Genomic DNA, 19,063 nt, shown 5'->3' with positions numbered 1-19,063 from the left:
ATGAAGACCGATACATATAGATCAGCGTTTTTTAAATCCACATTAACCCGTGTTATTCCGTGGCTCGTATTGCTTGCCCTCGCCGGATGTAAGGAGGTTGAGCAGAAGGCTGTGCCGCAGGATCGGCTGACGGTGGAATATTCAGTTGATCGTGAAGACATTCTGATCGGTGATCCAGTCCAGCTGACCGTAACGGCGTATTACCCAACCAACGGCACTTTAGTGCTTCCTGAGATTGGAAGGGAGAAAGACGTCGTGTTGCTTTCCAGAGACTGGAATGACATTCCACGTGAGGATGGCCTGACCCAATCCGAAACCCGTTATTCCATCACTTCATTCCGTCTCGGCGAACATGTGGTTTCCACCGGCACGATTTCCTGTGCGGTGGGTGAAGACCTGTTTTCGACCAATTTTCCTGATATTAATCTGACCGTAAGCTCATCGCTTCCGGATGATGCCTCCTCCGAGATCGCCGACCTACAGCCGGTTCACAAACTGCCCGGTCGAATTCCGGCCTGGGTCTGGATCATCCCCGGTTCTGTACTGCTGGCTTTCCTGATCGGCCTCCTGACGTCCAAACTCTGGAAAAACCGCGAAACGCTGATTCCTTCAGCACCGCCGGTTCCGCCGCATATTATCGCCTTCCAGGCATTGGAAACCCTGAAAAACAAAGGCCTTCTCGAAAAGGGCGAGTGCAACCCGTTCTATACCGAACTCTCCCTGATTCTGCGGACCTATCTCGACGGACGCTTCCGGCTGAATGCCACCGACGAAACCACCGAGGAAATCGTGGAAAATTTGAGCCGGTCACCGGAACTGAATATGGACCAGCAAAGTATTCTTCGCGATTTTATGACCCAGGCCGACATGGTTAAATTTGCCAAAGGGCACCCCGACCGCTCTACAATGGAATCCGCCTTCGCCACCACGCAGCAGTTTGTCGAAGAAACCAAAATGGAGGCTCAAAGCTGATGCGCCTCGCCTATCCATATTTCCTGTTGCTCCTGTTGCTGATTCCTCTGCTGCTGTGGCTGCGGCTGTACATGGTACGGAAACGATCGATGCAGTTCAGCAGCGGCGCAGTACTGAAGGGACTGCCCAAAAGCTGGCGCGTTCGTCTGCAACCTGTCATTCCGCTGTTTTACACTCTCGGCCTCATCTGCATAATCGTTGCTTTGGCCCGTCCCCAGCGCGGGCTGGAAGACAGCCGGGTGCGAACGGAAGCCGTCGACATTATTCTGCTGCTCGACCTTTCCGGATCGATGGATACAAGCGATTTCCAGAAATTCGGGCAGCGCATGAGCCGTCTGGAAGCGTCGCAGGAAGTGATTACCCGCTTTTTGGAGAACCGCCCGAACGACCGGATCGGGATGGTGGCCTTTGCCACCCTGCCCTACGCCGTTGCCCCGCTCACCCTCGACCACGGCTGGCTGGTAGAGCGCATGGAGGGGCTGAACACCAAAATGCTCGACGGCAACCGTACCGCTATCGGCGACGGCATTGCCTCGGCCGTGAACCGCCTGCGCGACAGCGAGGCCAAGAGCAAGGTCATTATTCTGCTGACCGACGGAGCCAATAATGCAGGAACGCTGTCCCCCGAAAATGCCGCCAGTGCGGCCGAAGCGCTCGGCATCAAAATCTACACCATCGGAGCCGGCGGAGCACGGACCGGGTTCTTTATGCAGCGTCAGGAAGTGGATGAAGATACGTTGAAGAAAATTTCAAAAACCACCGGGGCTAAATTCTATCGCGCCAAAGATCTCGAAACGCTTGAAGCGGTTTATGAGGAAATCGACCAATTGGAAAAAACCGAAATTGAGGTGGAACGCTTCACCCGTTTCGAAGAAAAGTCATTCGGCTGGCTGGTTGCCGGAATCGCCTTTCTGGCGCTGGAGCAACTGCTGGGGCTCAGTAAAATCGGGAGGTTGCCCTGATGAAATGGCATAATCCGGATATCCTGCTTGGGCTGATTGCCCTGCTTCCTCTCCTGCTGATTACCGGCCTGATGCTGCGTCGTCGCATCCACCTGTTGAAGAAGATGGCCGATGACGGACTGTGGCCGACGATGATACCGCTGCTTTCCCCGGGCCGGCAACGGACGAAAAACTTTCTTCGCGTACTCGCTTTTGCCTTTCTGATTGCCGCCCTCGCCCGCCCGCAGTGGGGCTTTAAATGGGAAGAGGTCAAACAACATGGTCTAAGCATTATTGTTGCCCTCGACACCTCGAAAAGTATGTTGGCGCAGGACATCAAACCCAACCGCCTCCAGCAGGCGAAGTGGGGCGTTCGCGATTTGGTGAAGGAACTGAGCGGGGACCGCATCGGCATCGTGGCCTTTTCCGGCGATGCCTTTCTGCAGTGCCCGGCCACCATCGACTACGCCGCATTCCTCATGATGCTTGACGACATTTATGCCGGCATTGTTCCGATTGGCGGAACCGACCTTTTCCAGGCCCTGGAAACGTCTGTCGAGAGTTTTAAAAAATCAGAGGAAACCCAATCCGACAAAGTGATTATTCTGATCTCCGATGGAGAGAGTACAACCGGGGATCCCCTGGCCTTGCTGCCGCGGCTCAAGGAAGAAGGCATTCACGTTTTTGCCATCGGCGTCGGCACAAAGGAAGGCGATTTAATCCAGACTTCGGAAGGATTTGTGAAAGATTCCAAAGGCAATGTGGTAAAAAGTTCGCTCGATGAAAAGCTGCTGGAACGCCTCGCCTTTGAAACCGGAGGATTCTATGTCCGCTCTGCACCGGGCGATTTCGGACTCGAACGTGTTTACCAGCAGGGTATCGCCCAGCTGCAGCGCGAAGACCGGGAAACCCGAATGTCGAAAATATGGACTGAACGCTTCCAGTGGTTTGCGGGAGCTGCACTCTTGATTTTAATCCTGGAATCTCTGATCAGACCGATTAAATGGAGACGCCACGAATGAACTCGGCCAAACACAGCATTTTGAAAACAGTGTTAATCAGTGTTATTCCGTGGATGCTGATCGCTGCACAGGCCGAAGATACCCCCCGCTCTTCGATGCGCAAGGGCCTTAAGGCGTATAAAGCGGGCGACTATACCAACGCAGTTGCCCACCTGAAAAAAACGGTATTGGAGTTTCCGGACATTGGAAACTACAACCTTGGCAATGCACAGTATCGGGCGGGCGATTTCGAAACCGCAGCGGATTCATTCAACGAAGCCCTCCGGTCATCCGATCTCGAACTGCAGTTCAAGGCCTATTTCAACCGAGGTGATGCCCTGCTGGCCCGCACGACGGCCCTCACAAAAACCGAAGAAATCAGTCTCGCGATCGAGTTGGCGTTTCAGGCCATGGATATGTTCGAAAAAGCCGTTCTGCTCCAGCCGGAGAATCTGGAGGCCAAGCAGAATTTTGAGCGGGCGCAGACACTGCGCACCAACCTCGAATATAATCTCGGTCGCTGGTATTTTGATCAGGCAGAGGAACTTTTACCGCAGTTCAAAGCGAAAGATGCTCAGCAAAACTATCAGCTGGCGAAAAAGCAGTTTGAACATATTCTGGAAAATGTGGACCCGAATCATCCGGAAGCGCAGCAGTATCTGCCGAAGGTGAACGATCGGCTCGAAATGCTCGCACTGGCGGTGGAAGCTGCGGAAATTGATCTGGATCTTGCGCTGAAATATATCTCGGATTACCAGTACATGCTGGCCGCGCAGCGGTTGACAACCGAGACCGATGAACGAAAATATGCTTTTGATATCAAACCTGATCTAAAGAAAAAGTATGATGAAACCATTCAGAAAAATCAGGAAGTGCTGAAAATCATTCAGGACCTGTTCCCGACAACTAACATGGCAAAATGAAGAAACGGATAACCATAGCCATATTTACCCTCGCGGTTTCGGCATTCGCTCAGGAGGCGGAAATACCGGAAACGGATATCGACAACACCTACTTCCACCCGGCGGCCAGTATGTATATCCATGGCGATGCTGCCGGCGCAAGCAATCTGGTGCACACCGGTCTCGCTCAATTTCCGGACAATGGAAAATTATTGCGACTCAAAGAGCTGCTCGACCAGCAGCAACAAAATCAAGATCAGCAGAATCAGGATCAACAGGACCAAAACCAGGACCAGGACCAGCAAAACCAGGATCAGCAGGAACAGAACAACGACCAGCAGAATCAGGATCAGCAAAACCAGGATCAGCAGGATCAAAATCAGGATCAGCAGTCCCCCCCGGAACCCGAACAACCTCAGGAGCAGAATCAGCCGGCGCAGCAGGAGCCTCCCCGTGCGGAGGAAATGAGCCCGGATGAAGCCGAACGGCTGATGGATGCCATGAAACAGGATGAAGAAACCAAACGGCTGATGCTGCAGCCGGTGATGGGTGCTCCGGTGAAAGTGGATAAGGATTGGTAGGAGCTGAAAACTTGAAACGTGATATTCAACATCTGAAATTCCTCGTTCCAATCATCGGAATCTTTCTGATGGCATTTTCGGGTTTTGCCGCCGACGTCAGAATGACCATTGAACCGAAGCGGATCAGCCTGCTCGATCGGGCCATTCTTAAAGTGGAATATACAAACACCGATGGAACAGCCATCGATATTCCGGAAGTGGAGGGCCTCAACATTCAGTATCAGGGTCCTTCGCGGCGCATGGAAATGATCAATTTCAAGACCACTACAAGCGTGACCCATTCCTATCTGGTCACTCCGTCAAAAACCGGTAATTTCACGATCGGCCCTGTTACCGTCCAGTTCAAGGGCGGTGAAAAAAAACTTTCCGCAAACCTGGAAGTCGTTAAACCGGAAGATGACAAAAAAGCTCAGGAAGTCGCCGAGATCATGTTTTCAGAGATTACGGCTGACCGCGAAGCTCCACATGTGAATGAACCTTTCGGCCTGACCCTGAAGGTTTATATCAAAGACGGTGTGCAGACCGTCGGCGGGTTCAATATCGTTGGCGGAACCCCCGATCAGGGCCTGGACGGGGAAATTGAATGGGAAGTTATCAACCGCGGACGCGAACAGAAAAACGGACAGATTTTTAATGTATACACCGTTAAGGCACGGGTAAAAACGCTCACCGCCGGTACCTTCACGTTCCAGCCGCAAGTCCAGTTGAATGTCGTTATTCCGCGGCAGAACCGACGCTCATATCAGGGCGATCCTTTTTTCGGGGACCTCTTTGGCCGTCAGGAAACACGACGCTTCATTCTCGACTGCAACAAACTGGATGTGGAAGTAAAACCGGTTCCAATGATTGGAAGACCGGACAGTTTTACCGGCGGCGTCGGCCTGTTTGATTTTAATGTGGAAGTCGGCCCCAAAGAGGTAAAAGCCGGCGAGCCCATTACCGTGAAAATGCGGATTCGCGGCAGGGGAAACCTGACCCAGATTACGCCTCCTAAAATTCCGGAAAGCCTCGACTATAAACTCTATGAAGTACGCAGTGTTCCCGCTGAATCCGCGAATGAAGTCCGTTTTGAACAGGTGCTGATTCCCAAGTCGGATGCGGTGACTGAAGTCCCGGAAATAGAGTTTTCCTATTTCAACACCACCACAACGGATTTCCGTACCATCACCAAAGGTCCGTTCCCGGTCACCGTTGAACCGGCACCGCAGCAGACGGCTCAGGTCATCGCCACCACCCCCCATCTGGCGCAGCAGGAAACCCAGGTGCTCGGACGCGATATCATTTATCTCAAGTCGAGGCCGAAACACTGGAAACGGACATCCGACCAGCTCTGGTTCAACACCACAGCGTTCCGGATCCTCAGTGCCCTGCCCCTGGCTATCCTCCTGCTGGGGGGGCTGATCCGTGCGCGCCGCAGCCGGCTGAACGGTAATGTGGCGCGGGCACGCCGCCAACAAGCCCCCGGCGCAGCCCGAAAACAGATACAGCGTGCTGAACAGGCACTGCGAAAAAGCAACGGTCCCGTATTTTATGAAGCCTTGTGGAATGCCCTGACCGATTATTTCGGCCATCGGCTGAATCTGCCGCCCGGGGAAATCTCGGCACAGCGGGTTTCCACAGCATTTGATCAGCAACGGCAGTCGGTTGAATCTGTTTTCAGCGCCATCGAACAGCGACGTTACGGCGTTCAGCCGGAAGAATCCTCCAAAGAGGAGATGAAACAGCTGCTGCGCGACCTTACAGCTCTGCTCAAACAATGCGAAAGGGTGAAGCTATGAATCGATTTTTGAACACCCTCGTTGCCGTTCTATTGATTTCTACGGCAGCTTCTGCTCAGGACGAACTGTTCAACCGGGCGCAGGCGGCTTACGATGACGGGCGCTACGGCGAAGCAGCCATGCTTTATGAAAAAATGATCGCCGACGGTATCAGCAATCCGGAAGTGCATTATAACCTCGGTAACGCCTGCTTTAAAAACAGCGAGCTTCCCGCCGCCGTGCGGCACTATCGGAAAGCTTATTATGATCTGCCTCGCGATCCCGACATTCAGGCCAATCTACGCTTTGCGCTGAATGCCGCCGGTGCCGCTGAAACGGTCCCGTCGTTCATCGAACGGCTTTTTGCCTCTCTTTCCCTGCAGGAGTGGATCATGACCGGAACGGGGGGCTATCTGCTGCTCTGCGCCGGCCTGCTGACCATACTTTTCATCAAGCGGTCACGGAGACAAACACTGAAATTCCTGCTTCTTCCCCTGTTTGTTCTCGCTCTATCTTTTCTGGGCTGGCGGTATTGGAAAAATATTCAGAAAAACCCGGAATGGGTGGTCACCGATAAAGAAGCCACGGCACTCTTCAGCCCCGTGGAAGGCTCAACCGCCCATTTCAAGCTTCCCATGGCCGCGTTGGTCAAGCAGCGAAATACGCATGGAAAAGGCTGGATTGAAGTGGAATATGACGGCAAACGCGGCTGGTTGAAACAGGACTATATTCAGATGGTTTCTCCTTGATATCACAGCATTCAAAGTAGTTAATGCGGCTCTGCCTATGAAACCTAGAAACCCATTCCAACCCAAAGCCCTCCTCTGGTGGGTGGCCATAATTTCCCTCGCAATTTCGTGGAGTCTGTATTTCTTCCTCGGAACACAAGCCGAAATCGATGTAACGATCCGGCAACAGCGAATGATTTTCCCGCTCATTGGAACGGTGATCGCCGGCGTCTGCCTGATTGCCGGAACCGCAAGTCGCTGGTTCTATCCGAAATAAAGAAAGAAATCTGTGAAAGCCGATATTGAATGGACGGAAAAACTCGAGAATCGGGTAAAGCGCAAAGTCCGCATCACCTTCCCCGGGAAAACCCTGATGAAATGGCAGACCAAACGTTCCGACGAAGAGTTCTGGGACTACGACACCCCGCCTACACCGGAAGACTGGGATCATATTGTTGAAAAAGTTGATGTACTTTACCATCGCAGACGCCTGCCGTACCACCGCCTTGAACTGGTCAGAAAACTGCGCGCCAAAGCCCTTGGAGAATAACCGTGGTATTCACGCTTAAAGACGACTACATCGAACTGTGTAAACTCCTCAAAGCGGCCAACATGGTCATGTCCGGCGGCGAAGGCAAGGAAGTCGTTGCACAGGGTATGGTCACGGTTGACGGCGAACTTGAAACCCGAAAACGCTGTAAAATACGCGCCGGCCAAACCGTTGCGTTCGAAGGCAGCGTAATCGAAGTCATCGACGGAACGGTCTGACGATTCTGCCACAAAAAAACCTCCGGATCAGATTTGAGCCGAAGGTTGAAGGTGGTGGCGAGACCCAGAATCGAACTGGGGACACGCGGATTTTCAATCCGCTGCTCTACCGACTGAGCTATCTCGCCTTAAAAACAAGAAAGCGAAGTATACGTATCCCCCCCGCTCCGTCAACGGTTTTGCAGAATTTTCCGCTTCTTGACGTACATCAAGGAAAGTTTCCGGGGTTAGGAAATAATGGCCGCATCATTTAATGAATGAACGAGCCACTAACCAAGGAGATATAGATGAGCATGTTCTGTTACCAATGTGAACAAACCAGCCAGGCCACAGGCTGCACCGCATTCGGCGTTTGCGGAAAAGATCCGGACACCGCGGCTCTGCAGGACCTGCTGATGCAGATCTGCAAAAAGATTTCTGAAAAAGCCCACGCCAAACGCCTGGCCGGAGAAGCCACCCGCGAGGCAGACCTGTTTGTGACAGAGGGCCTCTTCACCACCGTAACCAATGTAAACTTTGATCCCAAAGACATCGCAGGCATCATTTCCCGCGGCGTAGCCTTGCTTAAAGAACTCGGGGGCGAATGGGAACTTCCGGACACTCTCGACGGCCTGATTTCGCAGGGTGAAAAAGTCGGCATTGAATCCCGCATGACCTCTCTCGGAGAAGATATCACCGGCCTGCAGGAACTGATCCTTTATGGTCTGAAGGGCACCGCCGCCTATGCCGATCATGCCTTTGTGCTCGGAAAGGAAGACGATTCCGTTTACGCCTTTTTCCACGAAGCCATGGCCTTCCTGCTGAATCCGGCACCAACGGTCGACGAACTCGTTGCGCTTACCCTCAAAGTCGGCGAGGTCAACCTGACCGTAATGGGTCTGCTCGACGCCGCCAACACCGGAACCTACGGCCATCCGGTACCGACCCCGGTCCGGATCACCCCGGTGAAAGGTAAAGCGATTCTCGTCTCCGGCCATGATTTGAAAGACCTCGAAATTCTGCTCAAGCAGACCGAAGGAAAAGGCATCAACATCTACACGCACGGCGAAATGCTCCCGTGCCACGGCTATCCGGAACTGAAAAAATATCCGCATCTCGTCGGTAACTACGGCGGGGCCTGGCAGGATCAGCGCTCTGAATTCGAAGCGTTTCCCGGTGCCATTCTGATGACGACCAACTGCATCCAGAAGCCGAAGGAAAACTATAAAGCCCGCATCTTCACCACCGGCCTCGTCCAATGGCCCGGTGTGGAACACATCGGTGAAGAGAAAGACTTCACGCCGGTCATTGAAGCCGCTCTGGCCGCAGAAGGTTTTGCAGAAACGGAAGAAGAAAAAACCATTCTCACCGGCTTTGGCCACAATGCCGTACTCGGTGTAGCCCCGCAGGTGATTGATGCGGTCAAAAGCGGTGCCCTCAAGCACTTCTTCCTGATCGGCGGATGCGACGGCGCCAAGCCGGGCCGCAACTACTACACCGACTTTGCCGAAGCCGTGCCGGATGACTGCGCAATCCTGACACTGGCCTGCGGCAAGTTCCGCTTCAACAAACTCGACTTCGGTGACATCGGCGGTATTCCGCGCCTGCTCGATATGGGCCAGTGCAACGACAGCTACTCCGCCATCCAGGTGGCCATCGCCCTCGCGGAAGCCTTTGAATGCGGCGTGAATGACCTTCCGCTCTCCATGATTCTGTCGTGGTACGAGCAGAAAGCCATCTGCGTGTTGCTGACCCTGCTGCACCTCGGCATCAAAGACATCAAGGTCGGCCCCACCCTGCCGGCCTTCATCACCCCGACCGTACTGCAGGTGCTCATTGACAACTTCAATATTGCACCGGTAACCACCGTGGAAGATGACATGAAAGAGTGTCTCGGTGCATAACAGGGGTCAACGGGAATAACCCAGGGAAAGTCAGGGGCGCTCCGCAAGGAGCGCCCTTTTTTTATCTCATCGCGGAAGCGCGGTTCACAGCAGCGCTTAGTCCAGTATCACTTCCTGCTCATACTCCGGCACCATGCAGTTCCATCCGTTTTTCACGGCGAGGAATTCGGCGAATGCCGAAGCCTGTTTTTCTTCCCCGTGGGTGATAAAGATTTTTTTCGGAGGTTGCCTGATGGAGGAGAGCCACTGGAGGAGCTCATTCTGGTCGGCATGGGCGGAAAAACCCGAAATTTTGGCCACCCGTGCGTTGACCTCATACTGCTCCCCGAACAAGCGAACCGTTTCCGCCCCGTCCAGAATGATACGACCCAAGGTACCGTGCGACTGATAGCCGACAAACAGAATCGTACTTTCCGGTCGCCCAAGATTGCTTTTCAAATGGTGTTTCACCCGCCCGCCGGTGCACATGCCGGAGCCGGCGATAATAATGGCGGATTCTTTTACGTGTGCAATGGCCTTCGAATCATCCACAGATCGCGTCATTTTCAGCCTCGGAAAATCGCAGGGTTTATCGCCTGCCCGCAGCTGCTCCAGGGTTTCTTCATCGAACAGGTCCGGATGTTTCTTGAACACATCCGTAATTTTAATCGCCATCGGGCTGTCGACAAAAACCGGCATCAGCGGAATGCGTTTTTCATTCACAAGGCTGTTGAGGTGGTAGAGCAGTTCCTGCGTCCGCTCGAGCGCAAAACTCGGGATAATGATATTTCCGCCAGCCTCGACAGTTTCATTAATTATGCGCTCCAGTTCACCGGGAATATCCTTCACTTCTCCATGCACCCGATCCCCGTAGGTGGATTCAACCAGCACATAGTCCGCCGATTCATACTGATGCGGATCACGCATAATCGGCAAATCCCAGCGGCCGACATCACCGGAAAACAGAATGGTCCGGGTTTCACTGCCCTGGGTAATCGAAATACGGATCGATGAAGATCCGAAGACGTGCCCCGCTTCGCGGAACTCGGCGGTAATGCCTTCGCCAATGGTCAGAGGCTGCGCATATTTCACCTTGCTGAACAGAGAGCCGGCTTTCTGCGCATCCTCCATCGTGTAGAGCGGCTCATACGGAAACGGACTCTTTTTACCCTGTTTTTCATGCCGGCGCTTCTTATGCTTGATGTCCTCTTCCTGAATATGCGCCGAATCCTGCATGATAATATTGGCAATTTCGGCCGTGGCTGAAGTCGCATAAACCGTTCCGTCAAATCCCTCTTTCACCAGTTTCGGAATGCGGCCGCAGTGGTCGAGATGCGCATGCGTCAGCAGCACGGCATCAATCGTATTCGCCGGCACCGGAAAATCGGCCCAGTTGCGCGGTTTGAGATCACGTTCCTGATACAATCCGCAATCAATCAGGAACCGCTTCCCATTGGCTTCAAGATAGTAGCAGGATCCCGTTACATTTTTTGCCGCGCCGAAAAAGTTGAGTTTAATCTGCATCCCCTGCTCCTGGTTATTCTGATTTCCGATTGCTGATTTCCGGAACCGTCCTCACCGTCAGAGTTCCCTAAATTGGAAATCACCCTTCTTAAATCAGACGTTCTCTATATCACTCCAGTCTACCGCCTCGGTGCGGCAAACGGACGTATGGTCAGTATACGCGGCAATCAGGGGGTCGACAGCAAAATCGCCGGCTTTCAGCTTTGCGATATTGCGTTCCAGAGTCTGGAAAAATCCGGAAAGCATGTCCGCCTCATCCATCGGAATCAGGCTTTTCTGCAGTTGTTTTCCAAGCTTTGTAAAATCGCGTTCATAGATCAGATAGCCGGCTTCCGTTCGGGCATTGGTTTCCGCCGTATTGATTTCCCCGAAAAAATGCTGCTGTGCGGCAAAAGCATACACCGGAAGCTGACAGTCGAGATTGCGGATAATTTCCTCCACATACACGTCCTTTTTCGGACGCGCTTTAGATGACCCCTTATAATCGAGCACCCGCACCTTTCGCAGCTCACCGGTTTCCTCAAAAACAAGATCGATCCGGTCAATAACCCCGTTCACCTTCGTGCAGCCCAAGTCCACAGCCGTCGATTTTCCGAATTGCTGCTCAAACAGAACCGGATACCGGTTTTCCGCAGCGCAGGTTTCCACATCGTACCGCACAAAATTCAACACCATTGCGAGCATCTTCCGCCGCTCCGCAGCCCAGACGCCCGGATGCCCCAGCTCCTCCTGATCCATCATGCGGTTTGCAATTCTGCGGGCAAAGGCTTCGTAATCCGCTCCAAGATTTGGATCAAACACCGCCAGCGGAAGGGCATCCACACCGCCCTCTTTTCGGAGTTTCCACCCCCTGGAACTTTTAACCGCAAAAAGAGCCGGCGTTTCGATGCCCGATTTTCCTTCGGCAATCGCCGAATAAATTTCACATAAAATGGAATGAATCAGTCCCCCCCGCTCCATCGGATCAGGCGTATCGTCCGCCACACGCGGATCATAAATGCCGAATACACGTTCCAGAAGAAAAACATAGCGATTGTGCGCCAGAGCCTCCAACGCAGTCGGACTCAATTCCTGCTTTTCCTCCAGCCACTGATTCACCCGGTTTTTCAGCACATCAATATGCCCGCAATATGTTGAAGGTTCGCGTTCAGCGATCGGAGTTTCCAGATAGGCTTCCCGTTCTGATTCAATCTGCAGTACCTTTACAAGGTGCTCCAGCCGACAGGAAGCTGGCGGTACGTTTATCGTCTTGCCGACATCCTGCTGTCCGAGGTGAACAGCCGACTGCAAGGCCTCATCCTCCGCCCGGCACAGCGGCAGAGGAATTATCGGCAAAAACGATTCTCCGGGCATCGGCAGACGATCTTCCGGAGCCGCCGACTGCTGCGATTTCCAATGATTGGAAACAAAGTTATCCTCATCCAGCCTTTCAGCGCGCCACAGATCGTAAGGGCTCAGTTGAATTTCAGCCTGCGCCGGCCACCCCGCCAAATTCCAGAGCTTGCGGAAATACTCCCCTTCGCTCTTTTCATTTCCTTCCTGATCAACCGCCTGATAAGAAAATACCAGCTGCTCACGCGCCATACCCAACGTCGTCAAAAAGAGCACCGACTGCTGCTCAAACAAAACATCGGCTTTCGGCAAAGCCATTTTAGGCAGACTGTGCCCCTGTTCTTCCAAATGGGTTCGAAGCCGGAAACGCTCCTGATCATTCAACAGCGCATCCTGCTGCGGAACCGCCGGAAATTCCCCTTCATTCAATCCCGCAAAAAGCACCACATCAAAATCAAGCCCGGCTGCATCGTGAGGATTAATAATCCAGACCCCCCGCTCATGGCTGTCACGCGGTTTGACGGTTTCGTTTTCAAGCAGGTTCTCCAGCACATCCACCAGCTCGGCGAGCGGAAGCTCCTGACTGCCGATATGTTCAAGAACCTCTTTCAGTCGCGCCAATGCTTCGCGGTTGAAATGATCCTCCGGCTCAATCACCTTTTCCGCTAACCGTTCCTGGGCCTGGAAACCGGACAACCGGCCCGGCACCGCCTTCAGTCTAGGCGGCTGTTGAAGCAGCCGCTCCACTTCACCTTCGCGATCCCCGAATTTAAGAGCCGGATTCCGCACCAGATCCAGCATGGCATCGCGTTCCGGCCGCAGCGGAAAAGCCAGCCAGGCCATGAAGGATTTCACCACCGCTGAAGAGAGCACAGGCCGACCTCGCCGGAAAAAATAAGGAATGTTAAAGCGCCGGAATACATTGGGAATAATATCCTGCACCTGTCCAATATTCGGAACCACCAGTGCAATGCGGTTTGCCGGAATTTCGAGAACCTGAAGATTCCAGGAAATCCGCCGCGCGAGGTCTTCCGCTTCGCCATACCGGCCTGCCGAACGCGAAAAGCTGATACGGGCGGTATCGGTCAGGCTCAGAATTTCCGGGCTGTTAACCGCCAGTGCATCGCCGAGATCCTCCGTCCACATCGCCCAGGGTTCGGCCATAATCTCCGCGTGGATTTTCTGTCCGAGCCGGTCGGCAGCCGCTTCGGCATGAGCATGTGGCAATGCCGATTCCACCGAAATTTTCAATTTCTGATTCAGAACCGAAACGCACTGTTCCTCAAAGGGATTAAACCAGCGCACCGAGCTGAAGGTCAGCTTCCGGCAGTCCCGCAGAATCGGCGGCCATTTACTGCGATTGCCCCGCAGCAGTTTCAGAACGGCCAGATTCACGCTGATCGCATCAGCAAAGCCCTCCTGCTGCAACGTCGCCCGCCAGACACTTGCCAGCATTCCCAGCTGGTAACGCTTGGATCCTTTGCGCTGCTCCAGCAGCCAGTTAATGATTTCCGGCACATCGGCCGGAAGCGAGGCCAGCTCTGTGATGAGCTTTTCCAGCACCTCGCTCAGGGCATTGGCCGAAAGTTCTCCCAGCGCCCCCTGGCCGGAAAAATGCCCGGCAGCCACGTCAACCACCTGCCGCCGAAGAAGCAGCTGCTGCACAGCATCCAGCGGCGTGCCTTTTATCGCGGCATAGGGCAAACAGATTTTCCGAAGTCTGGAAAATGTCGTATGCCCGGAAGCATCTACAAAATCATTTTTCAACGCTTCCTGCTGTTGAAAACGCCGCAGCGCCAACTCCGTTGGGAAAACAATCAGGTCATGAACGCATTGCGGCATAATCCAGCAGAATGACTTAGAGTTTTTCGATGAAGCGGGCGATGCGGACCATGGCCTCTTTAATTTCTTCGAGCGACGTTGCATAAGAGCAACGGATAAAGCCTTCGCCACACGCTCCGAAAGCAGTACCGGGCACGCAGGCCACATTCTGTTCATCGAGTAGATGAAGAGCAAACTCCTGTGACGTCATGCCGAATTTGGAAATATCGGCAAAGGCATAAAATGCGCCGTCGGGATAGATACACGGAATCCCCATCTCCTCAAAAGAGGAGTGGATATAGTTCCGGCGCTTTTTGTATTCCGCCTTCATGTAGGCAATGTCGGCATCCGAACTCCTTAACGCCTCCACCGAAGCCTCCTGACTGAGAATCGGAGCACAGAGCATGGTGTACTGATGAATCTTCATCATCGCCTCGGTCAGTTCCGGCGGCGCACAGGTGAAGCCCATACGGAAACCGGTCATGGCCCAGGCCTTGGAAAATCCGTGCAGATAAATCGTACGTTCGCGCATCCCCGGAACCGAGATAACGCTGTAATGCTCTTTATCGTAGGTGAGCTCATCGTAAATCTCGTCGGTCAGCACAATCAAATCGTGTTCAATGGCAAAGGCGGCGATATCTTCCACATCCGCTTTTGAAAGGGCTACTCCGGTCGGGTTGTTCGGATAATTGAGCAGCAGAACCTTGGTTTTTTCAGAAACATTTTGCTCCAGATCCTGACGGGTCAGGCGGAAGCCGTTTTCTTTTCGGGTCTGAATGGCGACCGGCTTGCCGTAGGCGAACTGGATCAGCGGATTATAGGAAACATAGCTCGGTTCATGATAAAGCACTTCGTCGCCCGGCTCCACCAATGCCCGAACCGCCAGGTCCAGCCCTTCAGAAACCCCGACAGTAACCAGCACTTCCTCTTCCGGCACATAACGAATTCCGGTCTTTTTCTCTACATACTGGGAAATTCCGCGCCGCAGAGAAAGCAACCCCATATTGGAGGTATAACTGGTCTGCCCGCGTTCCAGCGCCAGTGTGGCAGCCTCCCGAATGTGCCAGGGTGTAACAAAATCCGGCTCGCCGATACCCAGCGAAATCACATCTTCGCGGGAACTCACAATATCGAAAAAGTCGCGAATTCCGGACCTTGGAATTTCATGAACGACTTTCGATATTTTACTATGGAGAGACTTTGAGTCGCTCATCATCATCTCCTGTATTCATTACAATACCGTTCTGTTTATACGCCTTCATCATGAAATGGGTTGCGGTTGAGGTTACACCCGGCATGGTGGAAAGTTTGTCGCTGACAAACCGGAAAGAATCCTGCATGGACCGGCCCTTAATAAAAAGCAGCAGGTCAAAACCGCCGGACATCAGGAAGCAGGAATCCACTTCCGGAAATTTACTGATCCGGTCGGCAATACGGTCAAACCCGCCTTCACTCTCTGGTGTCACTTTGACCTCAATCACCGTCGTAACCAGCGAAGCATCGAGTTTCTCTTCGTTCACCACCGCCTGATACGCCCGAATTACCCCTTCCTTTTCAAAATCGGCAATTTGTTTTTTGACCTCATCCACCGAAACTCCCAGCATTTTGGCCAGATTTTCGGGCGACTCGAGCGCATTCTGTTTCAGCAGGTTCAGCAGTTCATTCATGGCTTGCACCTCTTGGTTTAGGTTGAAAATCCTGTGGATGGTATCGCTTTGCTTCAAAACGACCAAACCAAAAAAAACGCCCCGGAAATCGGGACGTTTGCAACGGGCTTGCCTTACCGATTAAAAATCGTAGGCAATATTGAAGCCGCCCCAGAATTTTTCGCCGGCTTCGTACATCGCTTTCGCGCCCTCTTTAATGGTTCCGCCATAGAGGCCGGTGTAGGTCAGGTTGAAGCTGGCCGTCACGCCATCAAGAATCTCGTAGGAGACGGTGCCGTAAATATTGTAGTCAATAAATCCTTTATTGCCCCCGCCGACACCGAAATATGCGGTGTTATAACGACCGTTGCCCCAACCGGTGGACACCCCGCCTTCAACGGCAAGGTAATCACTGATCTGATAAGGAGCCACCACATCAAACAGGATGTACGTGCCATCAACTTCTTTAACGTCACCGAAGAACGTCACGGAAGGAATGACGTAATCCTGTAACGTCAGCAAGTGGGCCGACGCAAAGAGTTCAGTCGTTGATTTACCCTGCGCATACCCTCCCTTGCTATTCGCCGGGAACTGATAGTTGATCACCCCGATGTCGAACGAGACATCATTCAGATTAAGCGGAAGAGTATACGCCAGAGAGAGGTCAACTTCTGAAATATCATTTTCAACTCCGTTGTAATTTCCGCTGAAATCATAGTTCGCCCAGACATTGAAACTGACGCCATACTGGCTGACGGACAACTGAGGCTGAAAGACCATGTCCTGATCCTGAACAGTACCGCGCCAAACATAAGCGGACAACAGAGCCATCTCTGCGGTTACTTGCGCTTCACTACGATCATTGGAAGGCACCTGCCCCACCATTACGACATCGTTTTGAGCGTTTGCAACACCAGCAGCAAATACCGCCGCCATACCAACTATCATCAATTTCTTCATTGGAAATAAACCTCCAGTTCATCCGCACGTCAAACATCCATACCACGCCCATCGCGATATTTTGCGAAAACACCGCCTAAGATTGCAGTTGCCCTTGGGTGTTGCAACCCATTTTCGGCTTAAAATTATTGCCCATCAGAAAGCGAAATTCAGCCCGCCAGCAAAGGTTTTTCCAGAGATTGGAAAAGCTTATTTCACCGAAGCACCGGGACCAATTTCACCGTCGACCGTCACCAGCCTCAGCGTCTCACCGACCGATGCTGCCAGCAACATGCCTTCCGACTTCACCCCGCGCAGTTTCGCCGGCTTCAGGTTGGCCACCACCACGATGGTTTTCCCTATCAGCTCTTCCGGTTTATAATGCAGGGCGATCCCTGCCACGAGCTGGCGTTTTTCCGAACCGAGATCCACCTGCAGCTTCAGGAGTTTATCCGCCCCGTCAATCTTCTCGGCTTCGAGCACCACCGCCGTTTTCAGATTTACCGCCATCACCTGATCAAACGTAATCAGGCCGTCTTTGGCCGGTTCATCTTTTTTCTTCGGCTGCTGCTTCTGTTTTTTCGGTTTCTCGGCCGGTTTCTCATCCTTCTTCGGCAGTTCAATCCGCGGGAAAAGAGCCCCGGGCTGCGAAATTTCAGTTCCGGGTTCCAAGACGCCAAATATGATCAGTTTGTCCAGCTGCGGTTTTGCATCGCTCATCCCCAGTGCAGTTCGCAGGGCCGCCATCTTCTCCGGCATCACCGGATAGAGCAGCGCCGCACAGACCCGAAGGCATTCCGCCGCAGTATAGAGACAATAGCCAATCTGCGCTTCATTCCCCGCTTCCTTGGCCAGACTCCACGGCGCGCGTTCCTGCAGGTAAACATTGATTTTACGAACCACGCCCATTACTGCGGCCACGGAGGCGTCCAGTTTCATATCGCCGATCATTCCGCCCATCTGTTCCGCAACCGCAGTCGTTTCTGCCCAGAGTGCATCCTCCAATACCGTATCGAGACCGTCCTTGGAAATTGCCGGAATTTTACCTTCGCAATAACGCGAGGTCATATTCAGCACACGATTGGTCACGTTGCCGAGGTCGTTGGCCAGATCGGAATTATAGCGTTTTACAAACGCCTCTTCCGTGAACGATGCATCCTGCCCGAGCGTCATTTCAGCAATCAGAAAATACCGGAACGCATCGACGCCGTATTTATCGATCATATCCATCGGATTCACGACATTGCCCAGCGATTTGCTCATTTTGGTGCGACCCGTAAGCCACCAGCCGTGGGCAAAGATGGACTGCGGCATTTCGACGCCCATGGCTTTAAGCATCGTCGGCCAGTAAACCGTGTGTGTGGTGAGAATGTCTTTTCCGATAAGCTGACAGGAACACGGCCACCACTTTTCAAACTGCTCTTCATCGGATTTATAACCGACCGCCGAGATATAGTTGATCAGCGCGTCGAACCAGACATAGGTCACAAACTCCGCATCAAACGGAAGCTCAATTCCCCAGGCCAGACGCGATTTCGGCCGCGAAATACAAAGATCCTGCAGTTCCTTGTTTTTGAGGAACCCAAGGGTTTCATTGGCGCGGAAAGAGGGCTGAATGAAACCGGGGTTGGATTCAATGTAGTCGATGAGCCAATCCTGATATTTGCTCATACGGAAGAAATAGTTGGATTCAATAATCTTATCCACCGGACGGCCGCATTCCGGGCAGTTTCCGTCCACGAGATCCTTTTCCGTAAAAAAGCGCTCGCAACCGACACAATACCAGCCCTCGTATTCCGCCTTGTAAATTTCGTCCCGATCAAAGAGTTCCTGCAGCGTTTCCTGCACGACCTTTTTATGGCGCTCTTCCGTTGTCCGGATAAAATCGTCGTTCTGAATTTCGAGGCGCTTCCAAAGCTCCTGAAAGCGGACGACGGTTTGGTCGCACTGCTCCTGCGGAGTGATTCCATTGGCATCGGCCGCCTGCTGCACCTTCTGTCCGTGCTCATCCGTGCCGGTCAGAAACCAGGTCGGAACATCCAGCAGGCGATGATAGCTCGCCAGCACGTCGGCCAGAATGGTCGTATAGGAATGGCCGATATGCGGCTTGTCGTTCACATAATAAATCGGCGTGGTTACGTAATATTTGCTCGGTTTTTCGCTCATAGCACTTCTCTTCTTCAATTTAAAAACGGATCGGCGATGATAGGCAGAACCACGGGAGATACAAGCGCTGAATTAGCATCTGAACTACGAAATACACCCTATCCTCAAAAAGAAAACCTTTGC

At 52.9% G+C, this 19,063-nt stretch carries 17 protein-coding genes and 1 tRNA gene; 11 read left to right on the top strand and 7 right to left on the bottom strand.

What is annotated here, in order from left to right:
- Genes P9H32_RS11465 through P9H32_RS11420 form a run of 10 tightly spaced genes read left to right on the top strand, consistent with a single transcriptional unit; the run spans window position 1 to window position 7,650 of the window.
- Window positions 1-972, top strand: coding sequence for a hypothetical protein (locus P9H32_RS11465; protein WP_322609033.1), 972 nt, complete (start codon window positions 1-3; stop codon window positions 970-972).
- Complete coding sequence (locus tag P9H32_RS11460; protein WP_322609032.1) at window positions 972-1,934, top strand: VWA domain-containing protein; 963 nt, start codon at window positions 972-974, stop codon at window positions 1,932-1,934. Before P9H32_RS11465 ends, P9H32_RS11460 begins: the two co-directional genes overlap by 1 nt.
- The gene (locus P9H32_RS11455; RefSeq protein WP_322609031.1) at window positions 1,934-2,935 is read left to right on the top strand and encodes a VWA domain-containing protein; all 1,002 of its coding nucleotides are present in this window, start codon (window positions 1,934-1,936) and stop codon (window positions 2,933-2,935) included. The genes P9H32_RS11460 and P9H32_RS11455 overlap by 1 nt, the downstream gene beginning before the upstream one ends.
- Window positions 2,932-3,837 (top strand): tetratricopeptide repeat protein, encoded by a 906-nt coding sequence (locus tag P9H32_RS11450; protein WP_322609030.1) that lies wholly within the window; start codon window positions 2,932-2,934, stop codon window positions 3,835-3,837. Before P9H32_RS11455 ends, P9H32_RS11450 begins: the two co-directional genes overlap by 4 nt.
- Entirely contained in the window at window positions 3,834-4,397 is a 564-nt protein-coding gene (locus P9H32_RS11445) for a hypothetical protein (protein ID WP_322609029.1), read from the top strand. The genes P9H32_RS11450 and P9H32_RS11445 overlap by 4 nt, the downstream gene beginning before the upstream one ends.
- An 11-nt stretch (window positions 4,398-4,408) precedes the next feature.
- Window positions 4,409-6,175, top strand: a complete 1,767-nt coding sequence (locus tag P9H32_RS11440) for a BatD family protein (RefSeq protein WP_322609028.1) — start codon at window positions 4,409-4,411, stop codon at window positions 6,173-6,175.
- Complete coding sequence (locus P9H32_RS11435) at window positions 6,172-6,903, top strand: SH3 domain-containing protein (RefSeq protein ID WP_322609027.1); 732 nt, start codon at window positions 6,172-6,174, stop codon at window positions 6,901-6,903. Before P9H32_RS11440 ends, P9H32_RS11435 begins: the two co-directional genes overlap by 4 nt.
- A 37-nt stretch (window positions 6,904-6,940) precedes the next feature.
- A complete protein-coding gene (locus P9H32_RS11430) occupies window positions 6,941-7,159 on the top strand; it encodes a hypothetical protein (RefSeq protein WP_322609026.1) in 219 nt (72 codons plus the stop codon).
- 12 nt (window positions 7,160-7,171) lie between these two features.
- Complete coding sequence (locus tag P9H32_RS11425; RefSeq protein ID WP_322609025.1) at window positions 7,172-7,432, top strand: hypothetical protein; 261 nt, start codon at window positions 7,172-7,174, stop codon at window positions 7,430-7,432.
- 2 nt (window positions 7,433-7,434) lie between these two features.
- Complete coding sequence (locus tag P9H32_RS11420) at window positions 7,435-7,650, top strand: RNA-binding S4 domain-containing protein (protein WP_322609024.1); 216 nt, start codon at window positions 7,435-7,437, stop codon at window positions 7,648-7,650.
- A gap of 52 nt (window positions 7,651-7,702) precedes the next feature.
- Here P9H32_RS11420 and P9H32_RS11415 read toward each other — a convergent pair.
- A tRNA-Phe gene (locus tag P9H32_RS11415) sits at window positions 7,703-7,778 on the bottom strand.
- Between the two features lie 165 nt (window positions 7,779-7,943).
- On the opposite strand from P9H32_RS11415, the gene hcp reads away from it, so the two are divergent.
- Window positions 7,944-9,533 carry a hydroxylamine reductase gene (gene hcp, locus P9H32_RS11410; RefSeq protein ID WP_348534484.1) on the top strand — a complete coding sequence of 530 codons (1,590 nt, stop codon included), beginning with the start codon at window positions 7,944-7,946 and terminating at the stop codon, window positions 9,531-9,533.
- 96 nt (window positions 9,534-9,629) lie between these two features.
- On the opposite strand, the gene P9H32_RS11405 is transcribed toward hcp, so the two are convergent.
- The 6 genes from P9H32_RS11405 to metG form a co-directional block, all read right to left on the bottom strand.
- Window positions 9,630-11,036 (bottom strand): MBL fold metallo-hydrolase, encoded by a 1,407-nt coding sequence (locus P9H32_RS11405; protein ID WP_322609022.1) that lies wholly within the window; start codon window positions 11,034-11,036, stop codon window positions 9,630-9,632.
- A 93-nt stretch (window positions 11,037-11,129) separates the two neighbouring features.
- Window positions 11,130-14,210, bottom strand: a complete 3,081-nt coding sequence (locus tag P9H32_RS11400; RefSeq protein WP_322609021.1) for a PD-(D/E)XK nuclease family protein — start codon at window positions 14,208-14,210, stop codon at window positions 11,130-11,132.
- A 16-nt stretch (window positions 14,211-14,226) separates the two neighbouring features.
- Window positions 14,227-15,402, bottom strand: a complete 1,176-nt coding sequence (locus P9H32_RS11395) for an aminotransferase class I/II-fold pyridoxal phosphate-dependent enzyme (RefSeq protein WP_322609020.1) — start codon at window positions 15,400-15,402, stop codon at window positions 14,227-14,229.
- The gene (locus P9H32_RS11390; RefSeq protein ID WP_322609019.1) at window positions 15,377-15,856 is read right to left on the bottom strand and encodes an Lrp/AsnC family transcriptional regulator; all 480 of its coding nucleotides are present in this window, start codon (window positions 15,854-15,856) and stop codon (window positions 15,377-15,379) included. Before P9H32_RS11390 ends, P9H32_RS11395 begins: the two co-directional genes overlap by 26 nt.
- 120 nt (window positions 15,857-15,976) lie before the next feature.
- Window positions 15,977-16,795: a TorF family putative porin gene (locus tag P9H32_RS11385; RefSeq protein ID WP_322609018.1), complete on the bottom strand. Its 819-nt coding sequence runs from the start codon at window positions 16,793-16,795 to the stop codon at window positions 15,977-15,979.
- Window positions 16,796-16,984: 189 nt separating this feature from the next.
- Window positions 16,985-18,958: a methionine--tRNA ligase gene (gene metG / locus P9H32_RS11380; protein ID WP_322609017.1), complete on the bottom strand. Its 1,974-nt coding sequence runs from the start codon at window positions 18,956-18,958 to the stop codon at window positions 16,985-16,987.
- Window positions 18,959-19,063 lie beyond the last annotated feature (105 nt).

Origin of the sequence: Pontiella agarivorans (assembly GCF_034531395.1) — a bacterium.
GTDB classification, from domain to species: Bacteria; Verrucomicrobiota; Kiritimatiellia; order Kiritimatiellales; family Pontiellaceae; genus Pontiella; species Pontiella agarivorans.
Note: the sequence above shows the minus strand (reverse complement) of the source record. Positions and strands in the feature narration are given on the sequence as shown.